Below are 19,578 nucleotides of genomic sequence, written 5' to 3'. Positions count from 1 at the left end.
ACCCCCATCGCCCTGGGGGTACCTCCCAGTCCCTTAAGGCACTGGGGGGCACGACTGCCCGCCGATGGTGAGGCTCCCTGGGGTCAGTGTTTGCCGATGGGGTCGCCTTCTACGTCTGGGCCTCGGCCCGGGCCCACGCGGAGTTCGAATTCGCCGTCGTACTTCTTGTGGCCCTCGATGACCGCGAGTTCCACCGCCTCGGAGCCCATCTCGCCCCGCACGATGAGCGGGTCGCGGCGCAGGTCCCGCATGAGGGCCACGCACATGAAGATCATCACGATGACGAACGGCGCCGCCGCGAGGATCGTGAGGTTCTGGAGGCCGGTGAGCGCGTCGCCCTGCCCGCTGCCGACGAGCAGCATGATCGCCGCCACCGCGCCGGTGACCACGCCCCAGAACACCACCACCCAGCGGGTGGGTTCGAGCGCGCCGTGCTGCGAGAGGGTGCCCATCACGACGGAGGCCGCGTCGGCGCCCGAGACGAAGAAGATGCCGACGAGGATCATCACCAGCAGGCTGGTGACGGTGGCGATCGGGTATTCCTGGAGCACGGCGAAGAGCCGGCCCTCCGGGGTCGTCTCGTCACCGAGCCGGTTCTGCTCCTGGAGCCTCATCGCCGAGCCGCCGAAGATCGCGAACCAGATCAGGCTGACCGTGCTGGGGACGAGGATGACCCCGCCGATGAACTGGCGGATGGTCCGGCCCCGGCTGATCCGGGCGATGAACATGCCGACGAAGGGCGTCCAGGAGATCCACCACGCCCAGTAGAAGACGGTCCAGCTGCCCAGCCAGTCGGCGACGCCCTCGCCGCCGCTGATCTCGGTGCGGCCGGCCAGGTCGGGCAGGTCGCCGAGGTAGGCGAAGACCGAGGTCGGCACCAGGTCGAGGATGAGGATCGTCGGGCCTGCGGCGAACACGAACACGGCGAGGATCAGGGCCAGCACCATGTTGGTGTTGGACAGCCACTGGATGCCCTTCTCCACACCGGAGACGGCGGAGGCCACGAACGCCACGGTCAGCACCGCGATGATGCCGACCAGCAGTCCGGTGCTGACCTTGTCCATCCAGTCGAGCTGCTCCACGCCGGAGCCGATCTGGAGCGCGCCGAGACCCAGCGAGGCGGCCGAGCCGAAGATCGTCGCGATGATGGCGAGCACGTCGATGACCCGGCCGCCGACGCCGCCCGCGTGCCCCGCGCCGATGAGCGGCGTGAACACGGCGCTGATGGTCTGGCGGCGGCGCCTGCGGAAGGTGCTGTAGGCGATGGCGAGGCCGACCACCGCGTAGATCGCCCACGGGTGGAGCGTCCAGTGGAACAGGGTGGTGGCCATGGCCGTCTCCATGCGGTCGCCGGAGTCGGCCGGACTGGTGCCCGGCGGGGGCGTGGTGTAGTGGGCCAGCGGTTCGCTCACGCCCCAGAACATCAGGCCGATGCCCATGCCCGCGCTGAACATCATGGCGATCCACGACACCGTGCGGAACTCCGGCTTCTCGCCCTCGGCGCCGAGGTGGATGCGGCCGTAGCGGCTGGCCGCGAGCCAGAGGGCGAAGACCACGAAGCCGGAGGCGGCCAGCATGAACGCCCAGCCGCCGTTGTGCATCAGCCCGCCGAGCATGCTGCTGGATGCGTCCTCGAGCGAGTCCGTCGCGATCGCGCCCCACAGCACGAACGCGAGGGTGAGGACGGCCGTGACGCCGAACACCACCCGGTCGGTGCGTGGGCGCCCACGGCCCGGCAGGCCCGCTTCGGATCCCGGCAGCGGGCCCGCCGTGTCGTCCTTGTCGCTGTGCTGGTCATGCGTCACAGGCGGCACCTTTCATCAGAGCCGTTGGGCGGAGAGCACTCCTCCCGATACGCCCCTACCACCTTTGGCGCAAAACTCACCTCATTCGCGGGACCCGGTCGACGGTGGCGCCCGGTCGGCTCACCCCCTCCAGGACGGTGGCGGGGTCGGTGGCACGCGATCCGGCGGTGGCACGGGCGAACGCGGCCGTTCCGCCGACGAACGGGACCCGGGCGGAGGTGCGGGCCAGGTCGACGGTGAGCGTCGGGGTGTCGGCCGGGGGGTCGATCAGGCCACGGTCGGTACCGGCGACGATCAGCGCGAGGCGGTGGCCCTCGGGGACGACGTGGTCGGTGGCCGCCAGGTCGAGGGTGATCGTGTACGGCGTGCCGGGGGTGAGCGGCTCGCCCTTGCCGTCGTCGGCGTGGTTGCCGAGGTCGGCCCAGCCGCGGCTGACGATCGTGTACTCGACGTCGGTGGTCCGGGCGCGGGTCTCCCGGTAGCAGGAGCTGTCGCCGGCGGTGCTCGCGCCCCAGCAGGTGCGCTCGGGGAGGGTGGTGATGCCCTCGCCGTCGTCGGCGTAGTCGCGGATGGTGTCGGGGCCGAGGTCCACGAGTACGGCGGAGAGGTGGGCGGTGGGGGTGCTGGGTGTGGCGGTGACGGTGACCTCGGAGGAGCCGGACAGCCGCAGGTCGCGGGTGAGCGGACCCGTGACGAAGCCGGCCTTGTCCGGGGTCGATGTGTCGACATGGGCGGCCCAGTCGGTCTCGCTCAGCCCCGGGTCGTCGGTGAACGCCTCGGTGCCCTTGCCCCGGCTCAGGCCGAGGGTGCCGACGCCGGCCTCGCCGCCCTTGGCGGGGCGCAGGGTCGTGGTGTGCGTGCCGCGCGGCGGCCAGGTCGTCGAGGTGACCCACTGGTCGGGGGCGCGTTCGATGTCGGCCATCGGTTCGCGGTCGATGCCGTTGTCGTAGCCGAGGAGTTCGTGGTCGAACCAGCGGTGCAGGGTCTCGACCCATTCGGCGCGGCGGAAGTCGAAGGGGTCGACGTGGCCGGTCCCGGAGAGCCAGATCTTGCGCTCGACACCGTTCGCGGCGAGGGCGTCCCACCAGGGGCCGACGTGCTGCATGCGCACGTTGAGGTCCTGCGTGCCGTGCACCAGGAAGACGCTGGCCCTCACCTTCTCGGCGGCGCGCACGTAGTCGCGTTCGGTCCACAGCGGGGTCAGGTCGCCGGTGCGCGGGGCGCCCTCGACGAGTTCACGCTGGACGGTGGCGCACTTGGCGCGGGCGTCCGGGCTCTCGACGTACTGGGAGAGCCAGTCGGGGCCGGAGTCGTAGAGCGGGGCACCCCGGGTGAAGTAGTAGTCGTACCAGGAGGAGATGGCGGCGATCGGGACGATGGTCTCCAGGCCCTCGACACCCGTGGCGGCGACGCCGTTGGCGATGGTGCCGTCCCAGCTCTTGCCGATCATTCCGGTGCGGCCGTTGGTCCAGTCGGCCCTGGCGCGTTCGGTGCCGGTGCGGCTGGTGTACGCCGTGCCGCGGCCGTTGAGCCAGTCGACGACAGCCTTCGCGGACTGGATGTCGGAGCGGCCCCCGACGTCCACACAGCCGTCGGACCGGTTGGTTCCGGCGAGGTCGACGCCGACGACGGCGTAGCCGCGCGGCACGAAGTAGTTGTCGTAGAACAGCGGCATGCCCACGATGTCGCCGTTCGCGTCGTATGTCTTCTTCTGGCTCTCGTTGCCGCGCCCGCAGCAGGAGTAGTACGGGCTGGCGTCCATGATGACGGGAACCTTCCGGCCGCGCTGTGCGGGTTCGCGGGGCCGGACGATGTCGACGGCGACCCGGTCGGTCCTGCCGTCCCGGTCCTCGTCGAGTCCGGTGTCCACCCAGACGGCTTCGCGGACGGCGTTGTCGTAGGAGTGGACGGGCCGGCTCTCGCGCGGTGGCGCGGCGTGGGCAGCCGTGGGGGTGAGAAGTGTGGCCGTCAGGGCGGCGGTGGCCGCCGTCGCAAGTGATCTCCAGGTCGTGAAGCGCGTGCGTTTCGGCATGCGCGGGACGGTACATGGGTGAACCCGGGTGCAGTAGAGGGCGATTGACGCCCCGTGAGGTCGCGGGTGGCTGGAATCGCGTGCGGTGGCGCCCGGGGGGACGCGGCGGCTCTCGCGCGGGAGCGGTGACGGGTCCGCTCAGCCCTCGTGGTCGTACACCGTCACCGGTATGCCGTGCCGTACCAGCCGCTCGGTGATCAGCGGCTCGACGCGGGACCATGTGCCGCCGGCCAGGCCGCAGCCGATGCGGGGCATGTGCACCGAGGCGTTCAGCTCGGTCACCCGGTCGGCGAGGCCGCCGAGCGCCGTGTCGATCGCCTCGTAGCGCACGGGCACGCCCTTGCTGCCCGTCCGGGTGCCCCGCTGGCCGACCATGTTGGCCACCCATATGTAGCGCTCGACCTGGACCAGTTGGACCGCGCCCAGCGCGAAGTCGTTGGACGCGCGGGCCCGGTGCCAGGCCCGGTACGCCCGCTCCGGCTCGGGCCAGCGGCGCGACAGCGCGAGGACGAAGCCCTTGCCCCAGCCTCCCATGTCGTTGCAGACATGGGCGATGACCTTGACGCCCTTCACCGACGGCGCGGTGGCGTCACCCCGGACATATGTGATCCCCGACATGACGCCACCGTAGGCCCTGCCACTGACAGTGGCCCCGGCCTGCTACTTCGTCAGTTGCGACAGCTCCCGGTCCGCGTTCCGTGACACCCGGCGGCGGACGCCGAACCAGCCGCCGACCAGCATCGCGGCGATCAGCGGGACGAGCAGCAGCGTCTTGCGGCCGACCTCCGGGTCGTTCCACATGAGGCCGAGGACGGACACCAGGAAGGCGATGGTCACGATCTCGGTGACCGGGCTGCCCGGGAGCCGGAAGGACGGGCGGGCGACCAGTCCGGCGCGGGCGCGGCGGACGAAGACCAGGTGGCAGATCATGATGATCACCCAGGTGCTGATGATGCCGAGCGAGGCGACGTTCAGCACGATCTCGAACGCCTGGGCCGGCATGAGGAAGTTCAGGCCCACACCGAGCACACACACCGCGCAGGTCAGCAGGATGCCGCCGTAGGGCACCTGGCTGCGGTTCATGCGGGCGGTGAACTTCGGGGCGGAGCCCGCCATGGCCATGGAGCGCAGGATGCGGCCGGTGGAGTACAGACCGGAGTTCAGGGACGACATCGCGGCGGTGAGGACGACCAGGTTCATCACGTCACCGGCCGCCGGGACGCCGATCTTCGACAGGACGGTGACGAAGGGGCTCTCACCGGCCGAGTACATCGAGCCGGGCAGCAGCAGGGCGAGCAGCACGACCGAGCCGACGTAGAAGAGGCCGACGCGCCACATGATGGAGTTCACCGCGCGCGGCACGACCTTCTCCGGCTCGGCGGTCTCGCCCGCGGCGACGCCGACCAGCTCCAGCGCGGCGTACGCGAAGATCACGCCCTGCATGACGAGGACGACCGGCAGCACGCCGTGCGGAAGGATGCCGCCGTTGTCGGTGATCATGTTCAGGCCGGGGGTGCCGCCGCCCACCTCGTGCTGGGTGGCGAGGAGGAAGACGCCGACGAACATGAACGCGACGAGGGTGGCGACCTTGACGATCGCGAACCAGAACTCCAGCTCGCCGAAGATCTTCACCGAGATCAGGTTCACCGCCAGGACCACGGCGAGGGCGATCAGCGCGAGCACCCACTGCGGGATGTCGGTGAACGCGCTCCAGTAGTGCGTGTAGAGCGCGATCGCGGTGATGTCGGCGATGCCGGTCGTCGACCAGTTCAGGAAGTACATCCAGCCGGCGACGTACGCGCCCTTCTCGCCGAGGAACTCGCGCGCGTACGACACGAAGGAGCCCGACGACGGCCGGTACAGGACCAGCTCGCCCAGGGCGCGGACGACGAAGAAGGCGAAGACGCCGCAGACCAGGTAGGCAAGCGCGAGCGCCGGGCCCGCGTCGTGCAGGCGTCCTCCGGCGCCCAGGAAGAGTCCGGTGCCGATCGCGCCGCCGATGGCGATCATGTTGACGTGGCGGGCCTTCAGGTCCTTGCTGTAGCCGGCGTCGCCCGCGTCCGCGGGCGCCGGGGCCGCGGCGGTGCCCCCTGCGGCCGTTGCCGTGTTCACGGCGTCCTTGCTCACGAAGTGGTTCCACTCTCTGGTGCGCTCGGGCGGATCGCGCCCGGGTGTCCGTATTGCCTCGGCCGGCGCGCTCGGATCAGGGCACAGACCGAGGGGGCACCTTTCCCGATCCGCGCCGCCGCATGCGATGGCGCACGTCACACCGGGGGACTTCTCACACGGTCCGCCGCACGTGCCGGCTCGGGTGTCACAGCACTGGTGGGACAGCGATACTGCTGCACATGACGACCGAGACCGAGCAGCCGCTCACGATCGACGAACTGGCGGTCCGGGCGGGTGTCACCGTGCGCACGGTCCGCTTCTACGGCACCAAGGGGCTGCTGCCGCCCCCGGTGATCGGGCCCCGGCGGGTCGGTCATTACGGGCGGGAGCACCTGGCCCGGCTGGAGCTCATCGAGGAGTTGCAGAGCCTGGGCATGACGCTGGCGGCCATCGAGCGCTACCTGGGGCAGCTGCCCCCGGATCTGAGCGCCCGGGACCTGGCGGTCCAGCGGGCGGTGGTGGCGTCCTGGGCGCCCGAGGCGGTGGAGACGGTGTCGCGGCGGGAGCTGGAGCGCCGGGCGGGGCGGGCGCTGGACGAGGAGGACCTGGAACGGCTGGCGGCGATGGGCGTCGTCGAGCGGGACGGCGCGTCGGACTCCGGCGGCGGCGAGGGGTTCCGGGTCGACGCCGGGCTGCTGCGGCTGGGCGTGGAGCTGCTGGACGTACCGCTGTCCCGCGAGACGGTCCTCGCCGCCCGTACCGCGCTCGTCGAGCACTCCCGCGCGGCCGCCCACGAGCTGTCGCGGCTGCTGCGCGACGCCGTGGCGGACCAGGACGCGCGGGATGTGCGGTCCCTGTCCGCCCGGATGCATCCGCTCGTGGTGCAGGCGCTGCTCACCACCTTCCAGCGGTCACTGAAGGAGGAGCTGCGGGAGTGGCTCGACGAGGAGGGTCGACCCCGCTGAACGGGGTCAGCGGGCGTCCTTGAACACCTCTCCCCTCTCCGCCTTCTCCACCAGCAGCGCCGGCGGGGCGAAGCGCTCGCCGTAGCGCTCGGCGAGCTCACGCGCGCGGGCCACGAATCCGGGCAGGCCGCCTTCGTAGCCGTTGATGTACTGGAGGACGCCGCCGGTCCAGCCGGGGAAGCCGATGCCGAGGATCGAGCCGATGTTGGCGTCGGCCACGGACGTCAGCACGCCCTCCTCCAGCAGCCGGACGGTGTCCAGCGCCTCGGAGAACAGCATGCGTTCCTGCATGTCGCGGAACGGGATCTCGTGTCCGGGCTTGGTGAAGTGTTCGCGCAGGCCGGGCCACAGGCTGCCGCGCCCGCCGTCCTCGCCGTACTCGTAGAAGCCGGCGCCGCCGCTGCGGCCCGGGCGCCCGAACTCGTCGACCATGCGGTCGATGACCGTCTCGGCCGGGTGCGCGGTCCAGGTTCCGCCCGCCTCCTCGACCGCCCGCTTGGACTCGTTGCGGATCTTGCGCGGGAGGGTGAGGGTCAGCTCGTCCATGAGGGAGAGCACCTTGGCCGGGTAGCCCGCCTGGGCCGCCGCCTGCTCGACGGAGGCGGGCTCGATGCCCTCGCCCACCATGGCGACGCCCTCGTTGATGAAGTGGCCGATGACGCGGGAGGTGAAGAAGCCGCGCGAGTCGTTGACGACGATCGGGGTCTTGTTGATCTGCCGGACCAGGTCGAAGGCGCGGGCCAGCGCCTCGTCACCCGTGCGCTCGCCCTTGATGATCTCGACCAGCGGCATCTTGTCGACGGGCGAGAAGAAGTGCAGTCCGATGAAGTCGCCCTGGCGCTCGACGCCCTCGGCGAGGGCGGTGATGGGCAGGGTGGAGGTGTTGGAGCAGAGCAGCGCGTCGGGGGCGACGACGTGCTGGATCTCCTGGAACACCTTGTGCTTGAGGGAGGTGTCCTCGAAGACGGCCTCGATGACCGCGTCGCAGCCGGCGAGGTCGGCCGCCTCGGCGGTGGGGGTGATGCGGGCGAGCAGCGCGTCGGCCTTCTCCTGGCTGGTGCGGCCCTTGGCGACGGCCTTGGCGCACAGCTTCTCGGAGTAGCCCTTGCCCTTGACGGCGGCCTCCAGGGAGACGTCCTTCAGGACGACCTCGATGCCCGCGCGGGCGCACGAGTACGCGATGCCGGCGCCCATCATCCCGGCGCCGAGGACGGCGACCTTGGTGACCTTGCGCGGTTCGACGCCCTTGGGGCGGTTGGCGCCGGAGTTGACGGCCTGGAGGTCGAAGAAGAACGCCTGGATCATGTTCTTCGAGGTCTGTCCCGCGGCCAGTTCCACGAAGTAGCGGGCCTCGATGACCTGGGCGTTCTCGAAGTCGACCTGGGAGCCCTCGACGGCCGCGGCGAGGATGTTGCGCGGGGCCGGGTAGGGGGCGCCGTTGGTCTGCTTGCGCAGGGTGGCGGGGAAGGCCGGCAGGTTGGCGGCGAACTTCGGGTTGGCCGGGGTGCCGCCGGGGATGCGGTAGCCCGGCCTGTCCCAGGGCTGGGCGGACTCGGGGTTGGCGTCGATGAAGGCGCGGGCCTTGGCGAGCATGTCCTCGCGCGTGTCGGCGACCTCGTCGACCAGGCCGTTCTCCAGGGCGCGGCGCGGGTTGTACTGGGTGCCCTGGAGGAGGACCTTCAGCAGCGCGTCGGCGATGCCGAGCATCCGGACGGTGCGGACGACGCCGCCGCCCCCGGGGAGCAGGCCGAGGGTGACCTCGGGGCAGCCGATCTTGGAGCCGGGGGCGTCGAGCGCGATCCGGTGGTGGCAGGCCAGGGCGAGTTCGTAGCCGCCGCCGAGGGCCGCGCCGTTGATCGCGGCGACGACGGGCTTGCCGAGGGTCTCGATGCGGCGCAGGTGCCGCTTGATGGCCATGCCGCCGTCGAACAGGTCCTGGGCCGTCTCGGGGGTGACCCGGATGAGGTCGCGCAGGTCGCCGCCCGCGAAGAAGGTCTTCTTGGCGGAGGTGACGATGATGCCGCGGATGGTGTCCCGCTCCGCCTCCAGGCGGTCGGTGATCACGGCGAGGGAGTCGCGGAACGCCTGGTTCATGGTGTTCGCGGACTGGCCGGGGTCGTCGAGGACGAGGGTGACGACGCCGGTTCGGTCCTGTTCCCAGCGGATGGTGGTGCTCTCGGTCATGAGGGTGTCTCCGGGTCTTCGGGGAAGTCGGGTGCGGTCGCCGGGATTCAGATGCGCTCGATGACGGTGGCGATGCCCATGCCGCCGCCCACGCACAGCGTGGCGAGGCCGTAGCGCTTGTCCTGGCGCTCGAGTTCGTCGACGAGGGTGCCGAGGATCATCGCGCCGGTGGCGCCGAGCGGGTGGCCGAGGGCGATGGCGCCGCCGTTGACGTTGACCTTGTCCAGGGACAGGCCCATGTCCTTCACGAAGCGCAGTACGACCGCCGCGAAGGCCTCGTTGATCTCGACGAGGTCGATGTCGTCGATGGTCAGGCCGGCCTTGGCGAGGGCCTTGCGGGTGGCGGGGGCGGGACCGGTGAGCATGATGGTGGGCTCGGATCCGGACACGGCGGCGGAGACGATCCGCGCGCGGGGGGTGAGTCCGTAGCGCTCGCCGACCTCCTTGGAGCCGATGGCGACGAGCGCGGCGCCGTCGACGATGCCGGAGGAGTTGCCCGCGTGGTGGACGTGGTCGATCCGCTCGACCCAGTGGTACTTCTGGAGCGCCACGGCGTCGAAGCCGCCCAGCTCGCCGATGTCCGCGAAGGACGGCTTCAGCTTGGCCAGCGAGTCGGCGGTGGTGCCGGGGCGCAGGTGCTCGTCGTGGTCGAGGACGGTGAGGCCGCTGCGGTCCCGCACCGGGACGACGGACCGCTCGAAGCGGTTCTCCTTCCAGGCGGTGGCCGCGCGCTCCTGCGAGAGGGCCGCGTACTCGTCGACGTCGCGCCGGGAGAAGCCCTCGATGGTGGCGATGAGGTCGGCGCCGATGCCCTGCGGCACGAAGTTGACGGCGAGGTTGGTCATCGGGTCGTTGAACCAGGCGCCGCCGTCGGAGGCCATCGGCACCCGGGACATCGACTCGACGCCGCCCGCGAGGACGAGGTCCTCCCAGCCGGACCGCACCTTGGCGGCGGCCATGTTCACCGCTTCGAGCCCGGAGGCACAGAAGCGGTTCTCCTGGACGCCGGCCACCGTGTCGGGCAGCCCGGCGGCGACGGCGGCGATGCGGGCGATGTCGGACCCCTGGTCGCCGACCGGGCCGACGACGCCGAGCACGATGTCGTCCACGGCGGCCGGGTCGAGGTCCGGGAAGCGGTCGCGGATCTCGTGGATGAGGCCGACGACCAGGTCGATGGGCTTGGTCCCGTGCAGGGCGCCGTTCGCCTTGCCGCGCCCGCGCGGGGTGCGGATCGCGTCGTACACATACGCTTCGGTGCTCACGAGGGGGCCTTTCGCTGAGGGTTCGAGGGCTGCGAGGACATCGAGGACTTCGGGGACTTCAGGTGCGGGGACCGCGCGGGTGAGGACAACAGCCGGGGTACGTCCCAGTCACGGGCCACGTCGTCGGTGTCGGCGCCGGGCCGGGCGGGGCCGGTGCGGACGCCGGTGGGGGTCGCGGAGAACCGCGGGGCCGGCGCGGGCTGGGTGATGCCGTCGTGGTCGGTGAAGGTGGAGCGGGCGGCGAGATGCGGGTGGTGCGGGGCCTCGCGCAGGGACAGCACGGGCGCCACGCACGCGTCGGAGCCCTCGAAGACGGCCGTCCACTCGTCGCGGGTGCGGGACTTGAAGCGGGCGGCGACCTGTTCCCTCAGCTCCGGCCAGCGGGTGACGTCGGTGTGGGCGTCTGCGGCGCCGTCGACGCCGAGGAGGCGCAGGAACTCGGCGTAGAACAGCGGCTCCAGCGCGCCGACCGCCATGTACCGGCCGTCGGCGGTCTCGTAGGTGCCGTAGTAGGGACAGCCGCCGTCGAGGAGGTTGGCGGCGCGCCGGTCCTGCCAGGCGCCGGCGGCCAGCATGCCGTGGATCATGGCGGAGAGGTGGGCGGTGCCGTCCACGATGGCGGCGTCGACGACCTGCCCGGTGCCGGTGGCGCGCGCGTGGTGCAGGGCGGCGAGGACGCCGACGACGAGGTAGAGGGAGCCGCCCGCGTAGTCGCCGAGCAGGTTGGCCGGGACGGCCGGGGGCCGGTCCGGGTCGCCGATCATGCCGAGGGTGCCGGTGAGGGCGATGTACGCGATGTCGTGTCCGGCGCGGTCGGCGAGGGGTCCGTGCTGGCCCCAGCCGGTCATCCGGGCGTAGACCAGGCGCGGGTTGCGGGCGTGGCAGTCAGCGGGTCCGACGCCGAGGCGCTCCGCGACGCCGGGGCGGTAGCCCTCGATGAGGACGTCGGCACGTTCGGCGAGGTCGAGGACGCGGGCGGGGCCGTCGGGGGCCTTGAGGTCGACGATCACGGAGCGCTTGTTGCGGTTGGTGACGTCGAGGGCGGGGTCGATCCCGAGGGGCGTGCCGCCCGGGCGGTCCACGCGTACGACGTCGGCGCCCAGGTCGGCGAGGAGCATGGCGGCGAACGGGCCCGGCCCGATCCCGGCCAGCTCGACCACGCGCACGCCGTGCAGCGGTCCGTGTCCCGGCGTCTTCGCCTCCGTCATCGCGCCCCCATCGGCTGTGACACCACTGATGTAACACCAGTGATGTTAAGAACGCGTTCCACCCGACACAAGAGCGGGCGAGCAAGCGCTTAGCCACTCTACGGCGCGGCGGCCGGTTCCGCCCGTGGCCGCGCACCCCTTCAGCGTGCGTCGAGTTCCGCCGCGAGTCGCTTCGGGGCGATGGTGCGGTAGCTCTCCTCCACCCAGTCGCACAGCAATTCGGCGGCCGGGGCTCCCTCGGGTTCCAGCGGGACGCGCACCCAGCCGGCCTTCCCCAGTCCGTACCCAGCGGGTTCCGCGCCCGGGCAGGCCAGCGCGTGGGCATGCGCCGTCTCGTCCCTGAGCTTCACCGTCACCCCCAGGGGGTAGCTGCCGTCGTCGACACCGAGGAAGACGAACACCTTCTTGTTGACCTTGGCGACGGTCTCGCCCCAGGGGTGCTCCTCGGCCGCTCCCGGCAGCCCCAGGGCGTAGTCGCGCACTTTTTCCCACTTCTTCAGGGCGTTCGGGGGCACGGCCATCGGTTTCCTCCGGGCTCGTCGTCGGGCTCCGCACCCCTCACGCTAGCCTCGGCCACCGACAGCGGCGCGGCTGCACGACCAAGGGGTGTCATGAGCAGGCTGAACAGGACGGACCGTCCGTACGACATCGTGCTCTTCGGAGCGACCGGCTTCGTCGGCACGCTGACCGCGGAGTACCTCGCCGCTCATGCCCCCGCCGGGCTGCGCTGGGCGATCGCCGGCCGCGGCACGGAGAAGCTGGAGCGGCTGCGGGAGCGGCTGCCCGGCGGCGCGGAGGTCGGACTGCTGCGGGCGGACGTGTCCGACCCGGCCTCCCTGCGCGCCCTCGCCGAGCACGCGCGCGTGGTCGCCACGACCGTGGGGCCCTATGTGGAGTACGGCGAGGAACTGGTCGCCGCCTGCGCGGACACCGGCACGGACTATGTCGACCTCACGGGTGAGCCCGAGTTCGTGGATCTGATGTACGTCCGGCACGACGCACGCGCGCGGGAGACCGGGGCGCGGCTGGTGCACGCCTGCGGCTTCGACTCGGTGCCGCACGACCTGGGCGCGTACTTCACCGTGCGGCAGCTGCCGGAGGGGGTTCCGCTGACCGTGGACGGCTTCGTCACCGTCGAGGCGGCGTTCTCGGGCGGGACGTTCGCCTCGGCGCTGAACCAGTTCGCCCGGCACCGCGGGCTCCGCGCGGCGGCCCGCGAGCGCAGGCACCACGAACCGCGGCTGGTGGACCGCCGGGTCTCGGCCCCGACGGGAGCGCCGCGCTTCGCCCCGGAGGTCGGCGCGTGGGCCCTCCCCCTGCCGACCATCGACGGCCAGGTCGTACGCCGTTCGGCCAGGGCGCTGGACCGCTACGGCCCCGACTTCCGCTACCGGCACTACGCCGCCGTCCGGCGACTCCCGGTGGCGGTGGGCGGGGTGGCGGCCGTCGGGGCGGTGGCCACGGCGGCGCAGGTCCCGTCGCTGCGGCGCCGGCTCTCGGACCGGCTGAGGCCCGGTGACGGGCCGGGCCCGGAGAAGCGCGCACGGAGCTGGTTCAGCGTCCGCTTCGTCGGCGAGGGCGGCGGGCGGCGGGTGTACACGGAGGTCGCGGGCGGCGACCCGGGCTACGGCGAGACGGCGAAGATGCTGGCCGAGGGAGCCCTCTGTCTGGCCTTCGACGACCTGCCGCCGACGGCGGGTCAGGTCACGACGGCGGTGGCGATGGGCGACGCGCTGACCGGGCGCCTGCGGTCGGCGGGCATCCGCTTCCGCGTCGCCGCGAGGCGCTGACGGCCCGGCCGGCCGGCACCTACAGCGGCCACTCGACCAGGGTGTAGATCATCCCGACGATCCAGCCCAGTCCGGCGAGCACGGCGAGGGTGAGACCGATGATCACGGCCCGCTCGACGGGCCGTCCGTCGGCGGCAACGGGCTTGGGGGCACGGTGCGTTGTCATGCCCACAAGCCTGCCGGGGCGTACGCCGTCCGGGCATCCGTACGCGTACTCAGTACGGCTACTCAGATCGGAGTGCCGGGGACGGGGCCGGGTCGGGGGCGGCCTCGCGCAGTGCCCTGCGGCACAGTGCGTCGGCCCTGCGGGTGGTCTCCGGAAGGCGGTGGGCGGGGGCCAGGGCGAGGGTGTGGTCGCAGGCGTTGTCCAGGCTCACGCGGTGGCCGACCGAGACGAAGACCGGTTTGACGCCGTTCCTGGTGCGCAGGGCGCGGCCGACCTCCTCACGGCCGGCGAGCAGCGGGGAGGTGCTCCCGCGCGGGGTGTCCGGTTCGTCGTGGGTGAAGGTGAAGGGGTTCTTGGCGACGCCGATCGTCGGCAGCCCGGTGAGGACGCCGAGGTGGCTGGCCAGGCCGAAGCGACGGGGGTGGGCCAGGCCGTAGCCGTCGCAGACCACCAGTCCTGGCGGGCACGGCAGTGCCTCGAGGGCCGCGAGGACGGTGGGGATCTCCCGGAAGGCGAGCAGTCCGGGGACGTACGGGAAGGAGATCCGGCCGAGGGCCGTGGACTCGGCGACGACGTCGAGGGTCGCCGCGTCCAGGACGACGGCCGCCGCGGCGACGACGTCCCGCTCGTCGTCGTACGCCACGTCGACGCCCGTGACCCGGCCCGAGCCGGGCGGCGGTCCCGGTTCGTCGAGCACCACCCGCGCGCGGAGCCCGTCCTGGACCGCGCGGGCCTCTTCCTCGGTCACGGGCCAGTCGGCCGGTGTGCGTACGGTCGTCATGGTGCCCCTGAGCCTACGGGGCGGGGGTGCTCCGCGCGGAGGGCGCCTCCCGGCCGCCCCCTCCGCGCGGAGGCGGCTCACTTGCCGAGCGCCCGCTGGAGCTGGCCCTTGTTCATGTTCGAACGGCCCTCGATGCCGCGCTTCCTGGCCTCCTCGTACAGCTGGTCGCGGGTGGGGCCCTGGGAGCCCTTGCCCGACCGCTGGCCGCCCCGCTTGCCGGACGACATGTCCTGCGTGGAGGTGCGGCTCGCCGTCTTCGACTCACCGGAGCGGGCGCGCTCCTTGTTCACCGTCCGGGAGGCGATCTCCTTGGCGCGTCCGGTGCTCTCGCCCCGGTCCTCGGCGCTCTCCTTGATGTGCTCGTACTGACGCTCCCGCTTGGGGCTGGACCCGCGTGGCATGTCGCTCACTTCCTCTCGCGTACGGCACACGGGTACCCACACCGGAGCTCTTAAGGGCGCGCCGTTCGCGTCAGTGCTCCAGACGGGCGGCCCGGCCCTTCTCCCCCGCCGCCCAGCAGCCGTGGTCGGGTGCGCAGTCGACGGTGTCGTACGAGCCGGTGTCGACGGTCCGCCAGGTGCGGCCGGCGTCGGTCGTCAGGTCGGTACCGGTGGGGCCGACCGCGAGGGCGGCGGTGCGGCTGTGCGGGAGCCAGGCGACACCGGAGCGGTAGGCCGGCGGGGAGCCGGCGGCGGGGCGCCAGGTGCGGCCGCCGTCCGAGGTGCGCGCGGCCGCGTCGGGCGAGCCCTGGTCGGGCCGGAAGTCGCCGCCGACGGCGAGTCCGTGGGCGCGGTCGCGGAAGGCGAGGGCGAAGACGCCCCGCGCGGGGTCGCCCCCGGGGATCGAGGTGTCGGTGACCGTCCAGGTGCGGCCCCGGTCGGCGGAGTGCAGCACACGCGCGCGTGCCGCTCCTCCGGTGGCCAGCCAGACGTCCTTCGGCCCGGCGGACACCAGGCACTGGCCGCTCGCCGCGAAGCCGGCCTCACCCTCCAGCGCCGGGGGCATCCCGGTGTCCGGCAGCACCGTCCAGGAACGGCCGCCGTCCCGGGTCGACAGGATGCGGAACCTCCCGTCCACCGGATCGCTCATCGCCAGCCCGTGGCGGTGGTCGAAGAAGGTGAGGCAGTCGTAGAAGGCGCGGGCGTCGGTGTTGCGGAAGGACTCCGTCCAGGTGGCTCCGCCGTCGTCGGTGCGGTACACGCGGGACGCCTCGCCCTCGCCGATGGCCAGCACCACGGCCCGCCGCGCGTCGAACGCCTCGATGTCCCGGAACTGCAACTCCCCCGCGCCCGGCGGGGAGACGTTCCGCCAACTGCCGCCGCCGTCGGTGGTGCGCAGGACGGTGCCGCCGGTGCCGGCCAGCCAGGCGGTGTCGCGGCTGACGGCGGACAGCCCGCGGAACCTGACGTCCGGGGTGCCGGTGTCCTTGAGCTCCCAGTGCGGCGCGGTCCGCCGGTCCGGTCCGTGCGCCTCGGCGGGTACGGCCGTCAGGGCGGCCAGGGCGGCCGCGCACACGGCCGTCGCGGTCACCCGGCGGTGTGTTCGTCTCGTCCGTCTCGTCGGTCGCGTGCTCCCCAAGCGCCTCATGGCGGGCGAAGCTAGCCCACCGACCCGGTGGCGTCCAGAGGGCGTTGGGGCGCGGCGGGCGGGTGAGGAGAGCCGTGTCACTCGGCTGCATGAAGGCGGTGACAGAGGTCACTCGCCTTTCGTGCACGGATTGGCTCATTCCGTCGTCTCTTCCAGTAGCCGACCCGATCCGCCCCCGAAGCCCGTCCAGCCGTCACGAGGGAGCAAGGCGTTGTCCACCGTCATCGAGCAGACCGTCGAGGCCCGTCTCGTCGCCGCCGCGCCGCGGATGCCGAGCATTCCCGCGACCCTTCACTACGACCGCGACGACCCGTTCGCCGTCCGCATGACCTTCCCCGCGCCCGCCACCCTGGAGGGCGTCGAGGTCTGCTGGACCTTCGCCCGTGAGCTGCTGGCCGCGGGCATGGAGGAACCGGAGGGACAGGGCGACGTACGGGTGCGGCCGTACGGTTACGACCGCACCGTGCTGGAGTTCCACGCCCCGGAGGGGACCGCCGTCGTGCATGTCCGCTCGGGCGAGCTGCGCCGGTTCCTGGAGGCCACCGACGAGCTGGTGCCGACCGGTCTCGAGCACCTCCGGCTCGACCTGGACCACGATCTCGCGGAGCTGATGCGCGACGCGTGAGGAGCACGGCTGACGCCCGCCGCCGCTCAGGGCGTTGAGCATGCCGCACACGGGCCCGGGGGCCCGCGTGCGGTGCCTCCCCGTGCCGAGCGGTTCCCGCGCGGCGCGGGCGATGCCACGTGGATGCCGTCGGCGAGCTCCCTCACGGTCTCCGGGTCGACGGCCCCCGGGGGCGAGGATCCCGCCGACACCCGCGTTCATTCACCGGTGGGGTACCGGGCTGCGGAAGGATCGGCGGGCGGCCGGATCGCGGGCCCTGGGGGATGTCCGCAAAGTGGCGTCGTCGCGCCCGGAGGGCGGGCCTCGCGGCGGGAGTGCCGGGCGGACGCCCGCGTACTGGTGGCACCGACACCGCTCACCGGCGCTCGCAGGGTGCCGCTGCGCCCACCCGTGCCGCCCAAGCGGCACGACTGCCCGCAGTTGCGCGGGGCCGTACTCGGGGTGTTCGCCCGGTTGGGGACTCCCTGAGGGCTCAGCCGGCGGTCGGGAGGGGGGACGTCTGGGCGGTGGCGGTCAGGGTGGTCCGGAGTTCGCGGATGATTCCGGCCTGCGCCGGTGTCGCCGCGCGGGCGGCGAGGCGGTCGACGCGGTGCTCCCGGTCGGCGCGGGCGCCGACCGGGAGGAGGGTCCTCAGGCCGGCCGCCGCCCCCAGGGCGACGGCCGTCGCGTCCCGCTCGGGGACGTCCTCGGGCGGCGTCGGCCCGTCGAGGATCTCCCGCGCCTGCCGCCGCAGGGCCCGTACCCGGGCCGCGTCGGCCAGCACGTACTCCACCGAGGGGAAGACCCCCAGGATCCGGTGCTTCTCGGCGCGCAGCACCCCCTCGGCCACCAGCTGCTCCCGGACCGCGTCGAGGGTGTGGCGGGCACGCAGCGTCACCCAGGTGCGCCAGGGGTGCGGGCAGGACTCGCTGACCAGCTCGAGGAGCCCGTCGAGCACCGGGTCACCGGTGCGGGAGTCCAGGTCGAGCGGGGTGACGATGCCGTCGTCGTCGATCAGCAGACCGCTTTGCGCCAGCTCGGCGAGGGCACCGGCCCGTACCAAAGGGGGCGCGATCTCCCCCGGGGCGGTGTCCCAGGCCAGCAGGCAGAGGCGGGCCGGCAGTGAGAGCGGGCCGTTGGGCACGGGGCCTCCTCGGGGCCGTGACGTCGTGCTCCGAAATTCCGTTGACAGCCGTTCCGGGCACTCCTACGGTGTACAGCGGTCCTGTTGCCGTCGATTGGAGAAGGACGTTGCTCGTCTGAGGTTCTGAGACACCGCGTCACACCGCACAGGTGTGTACGTCGCGTGCGACCTCGGCGTTCGAGCCGTCCTTGCGGTCCCTTCGGAACAGGGCTCTTCTCATGCCCAGGCCTTCCCTCCCGGCTGCCGGTCGTCGTCCCGCGGTGTCTCGATACGCGTTTGCCCCTGATCGCCCCGAGCAACCGCGGAGGCCCGCATGTCACCATCCATCACCTGTACGTCCCTCGCCTTCACCTGGTCCGACGGCACCGCCGTCTTCGAGGATCTCGACGTCGCCTTCGGCCCCGGCCGCACCGGGCTCGTCGGCGTCAACGGGTCCGGGAAGTCGACCCTGTTGAAGCTGATCGCCGGGGAGCTCACCCCGGCCGACGGCGCCGTCCGCGTGGCCGGCGAGGTGGGCTACCTGCCGCAGAACGTGACGCTCGACACCGCGCTCCGGGTCGACGAGGCGCTCGGTATCGCCGCCCGGCGGGCCGCGCTGCACGCCATCGAGTCGGGCGACGCCGCCGAGGAGCACTTCGAGGCCGTCGGCGACGACTGGGACGTCGAGGAGCGCGCCCTGGCCACCCTCGGCGAGCTCGGCCTCGGACACATCGGTCTCGACCGCACCGTCGGCGAGGTGTCGGGCGGCGAGTCGGTGCTGCTGCGACTGGCGGCGCTGCTGCTGCGCCGCCCGGAGGTGCTGCTGCTCGACGAGCCCACCAACAACCTCGACCTGTACGCCCGCCGGCGGCTGTACGCGGCCGTCGCGGGCTGGCCGGGCGTCATGGTCGTGGTCAGCCACGACCGTGAACTGCTGGAACTGGTCGACCAGATCGCGGATCTGCGGTCCGGTGAGGTCACCTGGTACGGCGGCAACTTCTCGGCCTACGAGGAGGCCCTGGCCGTCGAACAGGAGGCGGCCGAGCGCATGGTGCGGGTCGCCGAGGCGGACCTGCGCAAACAGAAGCGTGAACTGATCGACGCCCAGGTCAAGTTGGCCCGCAGAAAGCGGTACGGGCAGAAGATGTTCGAGCAGAAGCGCGAGCCGAAGATCGTCATGGGGGCGCGCAAGCGAGCGGCGCAGGTGTCCGCGGGCAAGCACCGCATCATGCACGAGGAGAAGCTGTCCGAGGCCAGGGAACGCCTCGACGACGCGGTGGACGCCGTACGGGACGACGACGAGATCAGGGTCGACCTGCCGTACACGGCCGTGCCGCCGGGCCGGGCCGTGCTCACCCTGCGCGACCTGGAGCTGGTGTACGGCGCCCGCGTGGAGGGGGGTTTCGATCTCCACGGTCCCGAACGGATCGCGCTGATCGGGCGCAACGGCGCGGGCAAGACGACGCTGCTGCGCACGATCGCCGGGGAGCTGGAGCCGGTGTCGGGCGAGGCGACGGCGCATGTTCCGCTGCGGTTCCTGCCGCAGCGGCTCGACGTCCTCGACGCGGAGCTGACCGTCGCCGAGAACGTGGCCCGGTTCGCTCCGGGCGCCACCAACAACCGGATCCGGGCGAGACTCGCCCGCTTCCTGTTCCGGGGCGCACGCGCCGACCAGAAGGCGGCGACGCTCTCCGGCGGCGAGCGGTTCCGGGCGGCGCTGGCCGCGCTGATGCTGGCGGAGCCCGCGCCGCAACTGCTGATGCTGGACGAGCCGACCAACAACCTGGACATGGCGAGCGTCCGGCAGCTGACCACGGCGCTGGAGTCGTACGAGGGTGCCCTGATCGTGGCCAGCCACGATCTGCCGTTCCTGGAGTCGATCGGCATCACCCGATGGCTGTTGCTGGAGGAGGGGGAGCTGAAGGAAATCACGACAGAAGCTGTCGGGTATCCCGCCTAGCG

General features: G+C 72.3%; 17 protein-coding genes. 4 read left to right on the top strand and 13 right to left on the bottom strand.

The features are described from left to right. Nucleotides 1–83: 83 nt before the first annotated feature. The 4 genes from ACZ470_RS10015 to ACZ470_RS10000 form a co-directional block, all read right to left on the bottom strand. Nucleotides 84–1,805, bottom strand: a complete 1,722-nt coding sequence (locus ACZ470_RS10015) for a BCCT family transporter (protein ID WP_468426168.1) — start codon at nt 1,803–1,805, stop codon at nt 84–86. Between the two features lie 76 nt (nt 1,806–1,881). Next, nucleotides 1,882–3,837: a Xaa-Pro dipeptidyl-peptidase gene (locus ACZ470_RS10010; protein ID WP_468426166.1), complete on the bottom strand. Its 1,956-nt coding sequence runs from the start codon at nt 3,835–3,837 to the stop codon at nt 1,882–1,884. A gap of 138 nt (nt 3,838–3,975) precedes the next feature. Further along, nucleotides 3,976–4,455, bottom strand: a complete 480-nt coding sequence (locus tag ACZ470_RS10005; RefSeq protein WP_468426164.1) for a macro domain-containing protein — start codon at nt 4,453–4,455, stop codon at nt 3,976–3,978. Nucleotides 4,456–4,497: 42 nt separating this feature from the next. Beyond that, the gene (locus ACZ470_RS10000) at nt 4,498–5,964 is read right to left on the bottom strand and encodes an amino acid permease (RefSeq protein WP_468426162.1); all 1,467 of its coding nucleotides are present in this window, start codon (nt 5,962–5,964) and stop codon (nt 4,498–4,500) included. A gap of 221 nt (nt 5,965–6,185) precedes the next feature. On the opposite strand from ACZ470_RS10000, the gene ACZ470_RS09995 reads away from it, so the two are divergent. Then, entirely contained in the window at nt 6,186–6,911 is a 726-nt protein-coding gene (locus tag ACZ470_RS09995; protein ID WP_468426161.1) for a MerR family transcriptional regulator, read from the top strand. Nucleotides 6,912–6,917: 6 nt separating this feature from the next. Here ACZ470_RS09995 and ACZ470_RS09990 read toward each other — a convergent pair whose 3' ends face one another. The 4 genes from ACZ470_RS09990 to ACZ470_RS09975 form a co-directional block, all read right to left on the bottom strand. Next, a complete protein-coding gene (locus ACZ470_RS09990) occupies nt 6,918–9,095 on the bottom strand; it encodes a 3-hydroxyacyl-CoA dehydrogenase NAD-binding domain-containing protein (protein WP_468426159.1) in 2,178 nt (725 codons plus the stop codon). Nucleotides 9,096–9,142: 47 nt separating this feature from the next. Continuing rightward, nucleotides 9,143–10,357, bottom strand: coding sequence for an acetyl-CoA C-acetyltransferase (locus tag ACZ470_RS09985; RefSeq protein WP_468426158.1), 1,215 nt, complete (start codon nt 10,355–10,357; stop codon nt 9,143–9,145). Further along, a complete protein-coding gene (locus tag ACZ470_RS09980; RefSeq protein ID WP_468426156.1) occupies nt 10,354–11,565 on the bottom strand; it encodes a CaiB/BaiF CoA transferase family protein in 1,212 nt (403 codons plus the stop codon). The genes ACZ470_RS09985 and ACZ470_RS09980 overlap by 4 nt, the downstream gene beginning before the upstream one ends. 140 nt (nt 11,566–11,705) lie before the next feature. After that, nucleotides 11,706–12,086, bottom strand: a complete 381-nt coding sequence (locus ACZ470_RS09975) for an MmcQ/YjbR family DNA-binding protein (protein WP_468426154.1) — start codon at nt 12,084–12,086, stop codon at nt 11,706–11,708. Nucleotides 12,087–12,176: 90 nt separating this feature from the next. On the opposite strand from ACZ470_RS09975, the gene ACZ470_RS09970 reads away from it, so the two are divergent. After that, complete coding sequence (locus tag ACZ470_RS09970; RefSeq protein WP_468426152.1) at nt 12,177–13,355, top strand: saccharopine dehydrogenase family protein; 1,179 nt, start codon at nt 12,177–12,179, stop codon at nt 13,353–13,355. Nucleotides 13,356–13,374: 19 nt separating this feature from the next. Here the strand turns inward: ACZ470_RS09970 and mmpA are convergent, their stop codons facing one another. From mmpA to ACZ470_RS09950, 4 genes are all read right to left on the bottom strand, one after another. After that, nucleotides 13,375–13,521 (bottom strand): morphogenic membrane protein MmpA, encoded by a 147-nt coding sequence (mmpA, locus tag ACZ470_RS09965; protein ID WP_468426150.1) that lies wholly within the window; start codon nt 13,519–13,521, stop codon nt 13,375–13,377. Nucleotides 13,522–13,579: 58 nt separating this feature from the next. After that, complete coding sequence (locus ACZ470_RS09960; protein ID WP_468426148.1) at nt 13,580–14,302, bottom strand: endonuclease V; 723 nt, start codon at nt 14,300–14,302, stop codon at nt 13,580–13,582. 77 nt (nt 14,303–14,379) lie between these two features. Next, nucleotides 14,380–14,703 carry a plasmid stabilization protein gene (locus ACZ470_RS09955; RefSeq protein ID WP_468426146.1) on the bottom strand — a complete coding sequence of 108 codons (324 nt, stop codon included), beginning with the start codon at nt 14,701–14,703 and terminating at the stop codon, nt 14,380–14,382. A 70-nt stretch (nt 14,704–14,773) separates the two neighbouring features. Beyond that, nucleotides 14,774–15,832 carry a WD40/YVTN/BNR-like repeat-containing protein gene (locus tag ACZ470_RS09950; RefSeq protein ID WP_468426144.1) on the bottom strand — a complete coding sequence of 353 codons (1,059 nt, stop codon included), beginning with the start codon at nt 15,830–15,832 and terminating at the stop codon, nt 14,774–14,776. A 268-nt stretch (nt 15,833–16,100) separates the two neighbouring features. Between ACZ470_RS09950 and ssgD the strand changes: the two genes are divergently transcribed. Beyond that, the gene (gene ssgD, locus ACZ470_RS09945) at nt 16,101–16,514 is read left to right on the top strand and encodes a spore wall synthesis regulator SsgD (protein ID WP_468426142.1); all 414 of its coding nucleotides are present in this window, start codon (nt 16,101–16,103) and stop codon (nt 16,512–16,514) included. A 472-nt stretch (nt 16,515–16,986) separates the two neighbouring features. On the opposite strand, the gene ACZ470_RS09940 is transcribed toward ssgD, so the two are convergent. Then, nucleotides 16,987–17,637, bottom strand: a complete 651-nt coding sequence (locus ACZ470_RS09940; RefSeq protein WP_468426140.1) for a GOLPH3/VPS74 family protein — start codon at nt 17,635–17,637, stop codon at nt 16,987–16,989. Nucleotides 17,638–17,950: 313 nt separating this feature from the next. On the opposite strand from ACZ470_RS09940, the gene ACZ470_RS09935 reads away from it, so the two are divergent. Then, entirely contained in the window at nt 17,951–19,576 is a 1,626-nt protein-coding gene (locus tag ACZ470_RS09935) for an ABC-F family ATP-binding cassette domain-containing protein (RefSeq protein ID WP_468426138.1), read from the top strand. Nucleotides 19,577–19,578 lie beyond the last annotated feature (2 nt).

Source organism: Streptomyces sp. NPDC031111, from assembly GCF_055570675.1.
This window is presented reverse-complemented; position numbering and strand designations above follow the sequence as displayed.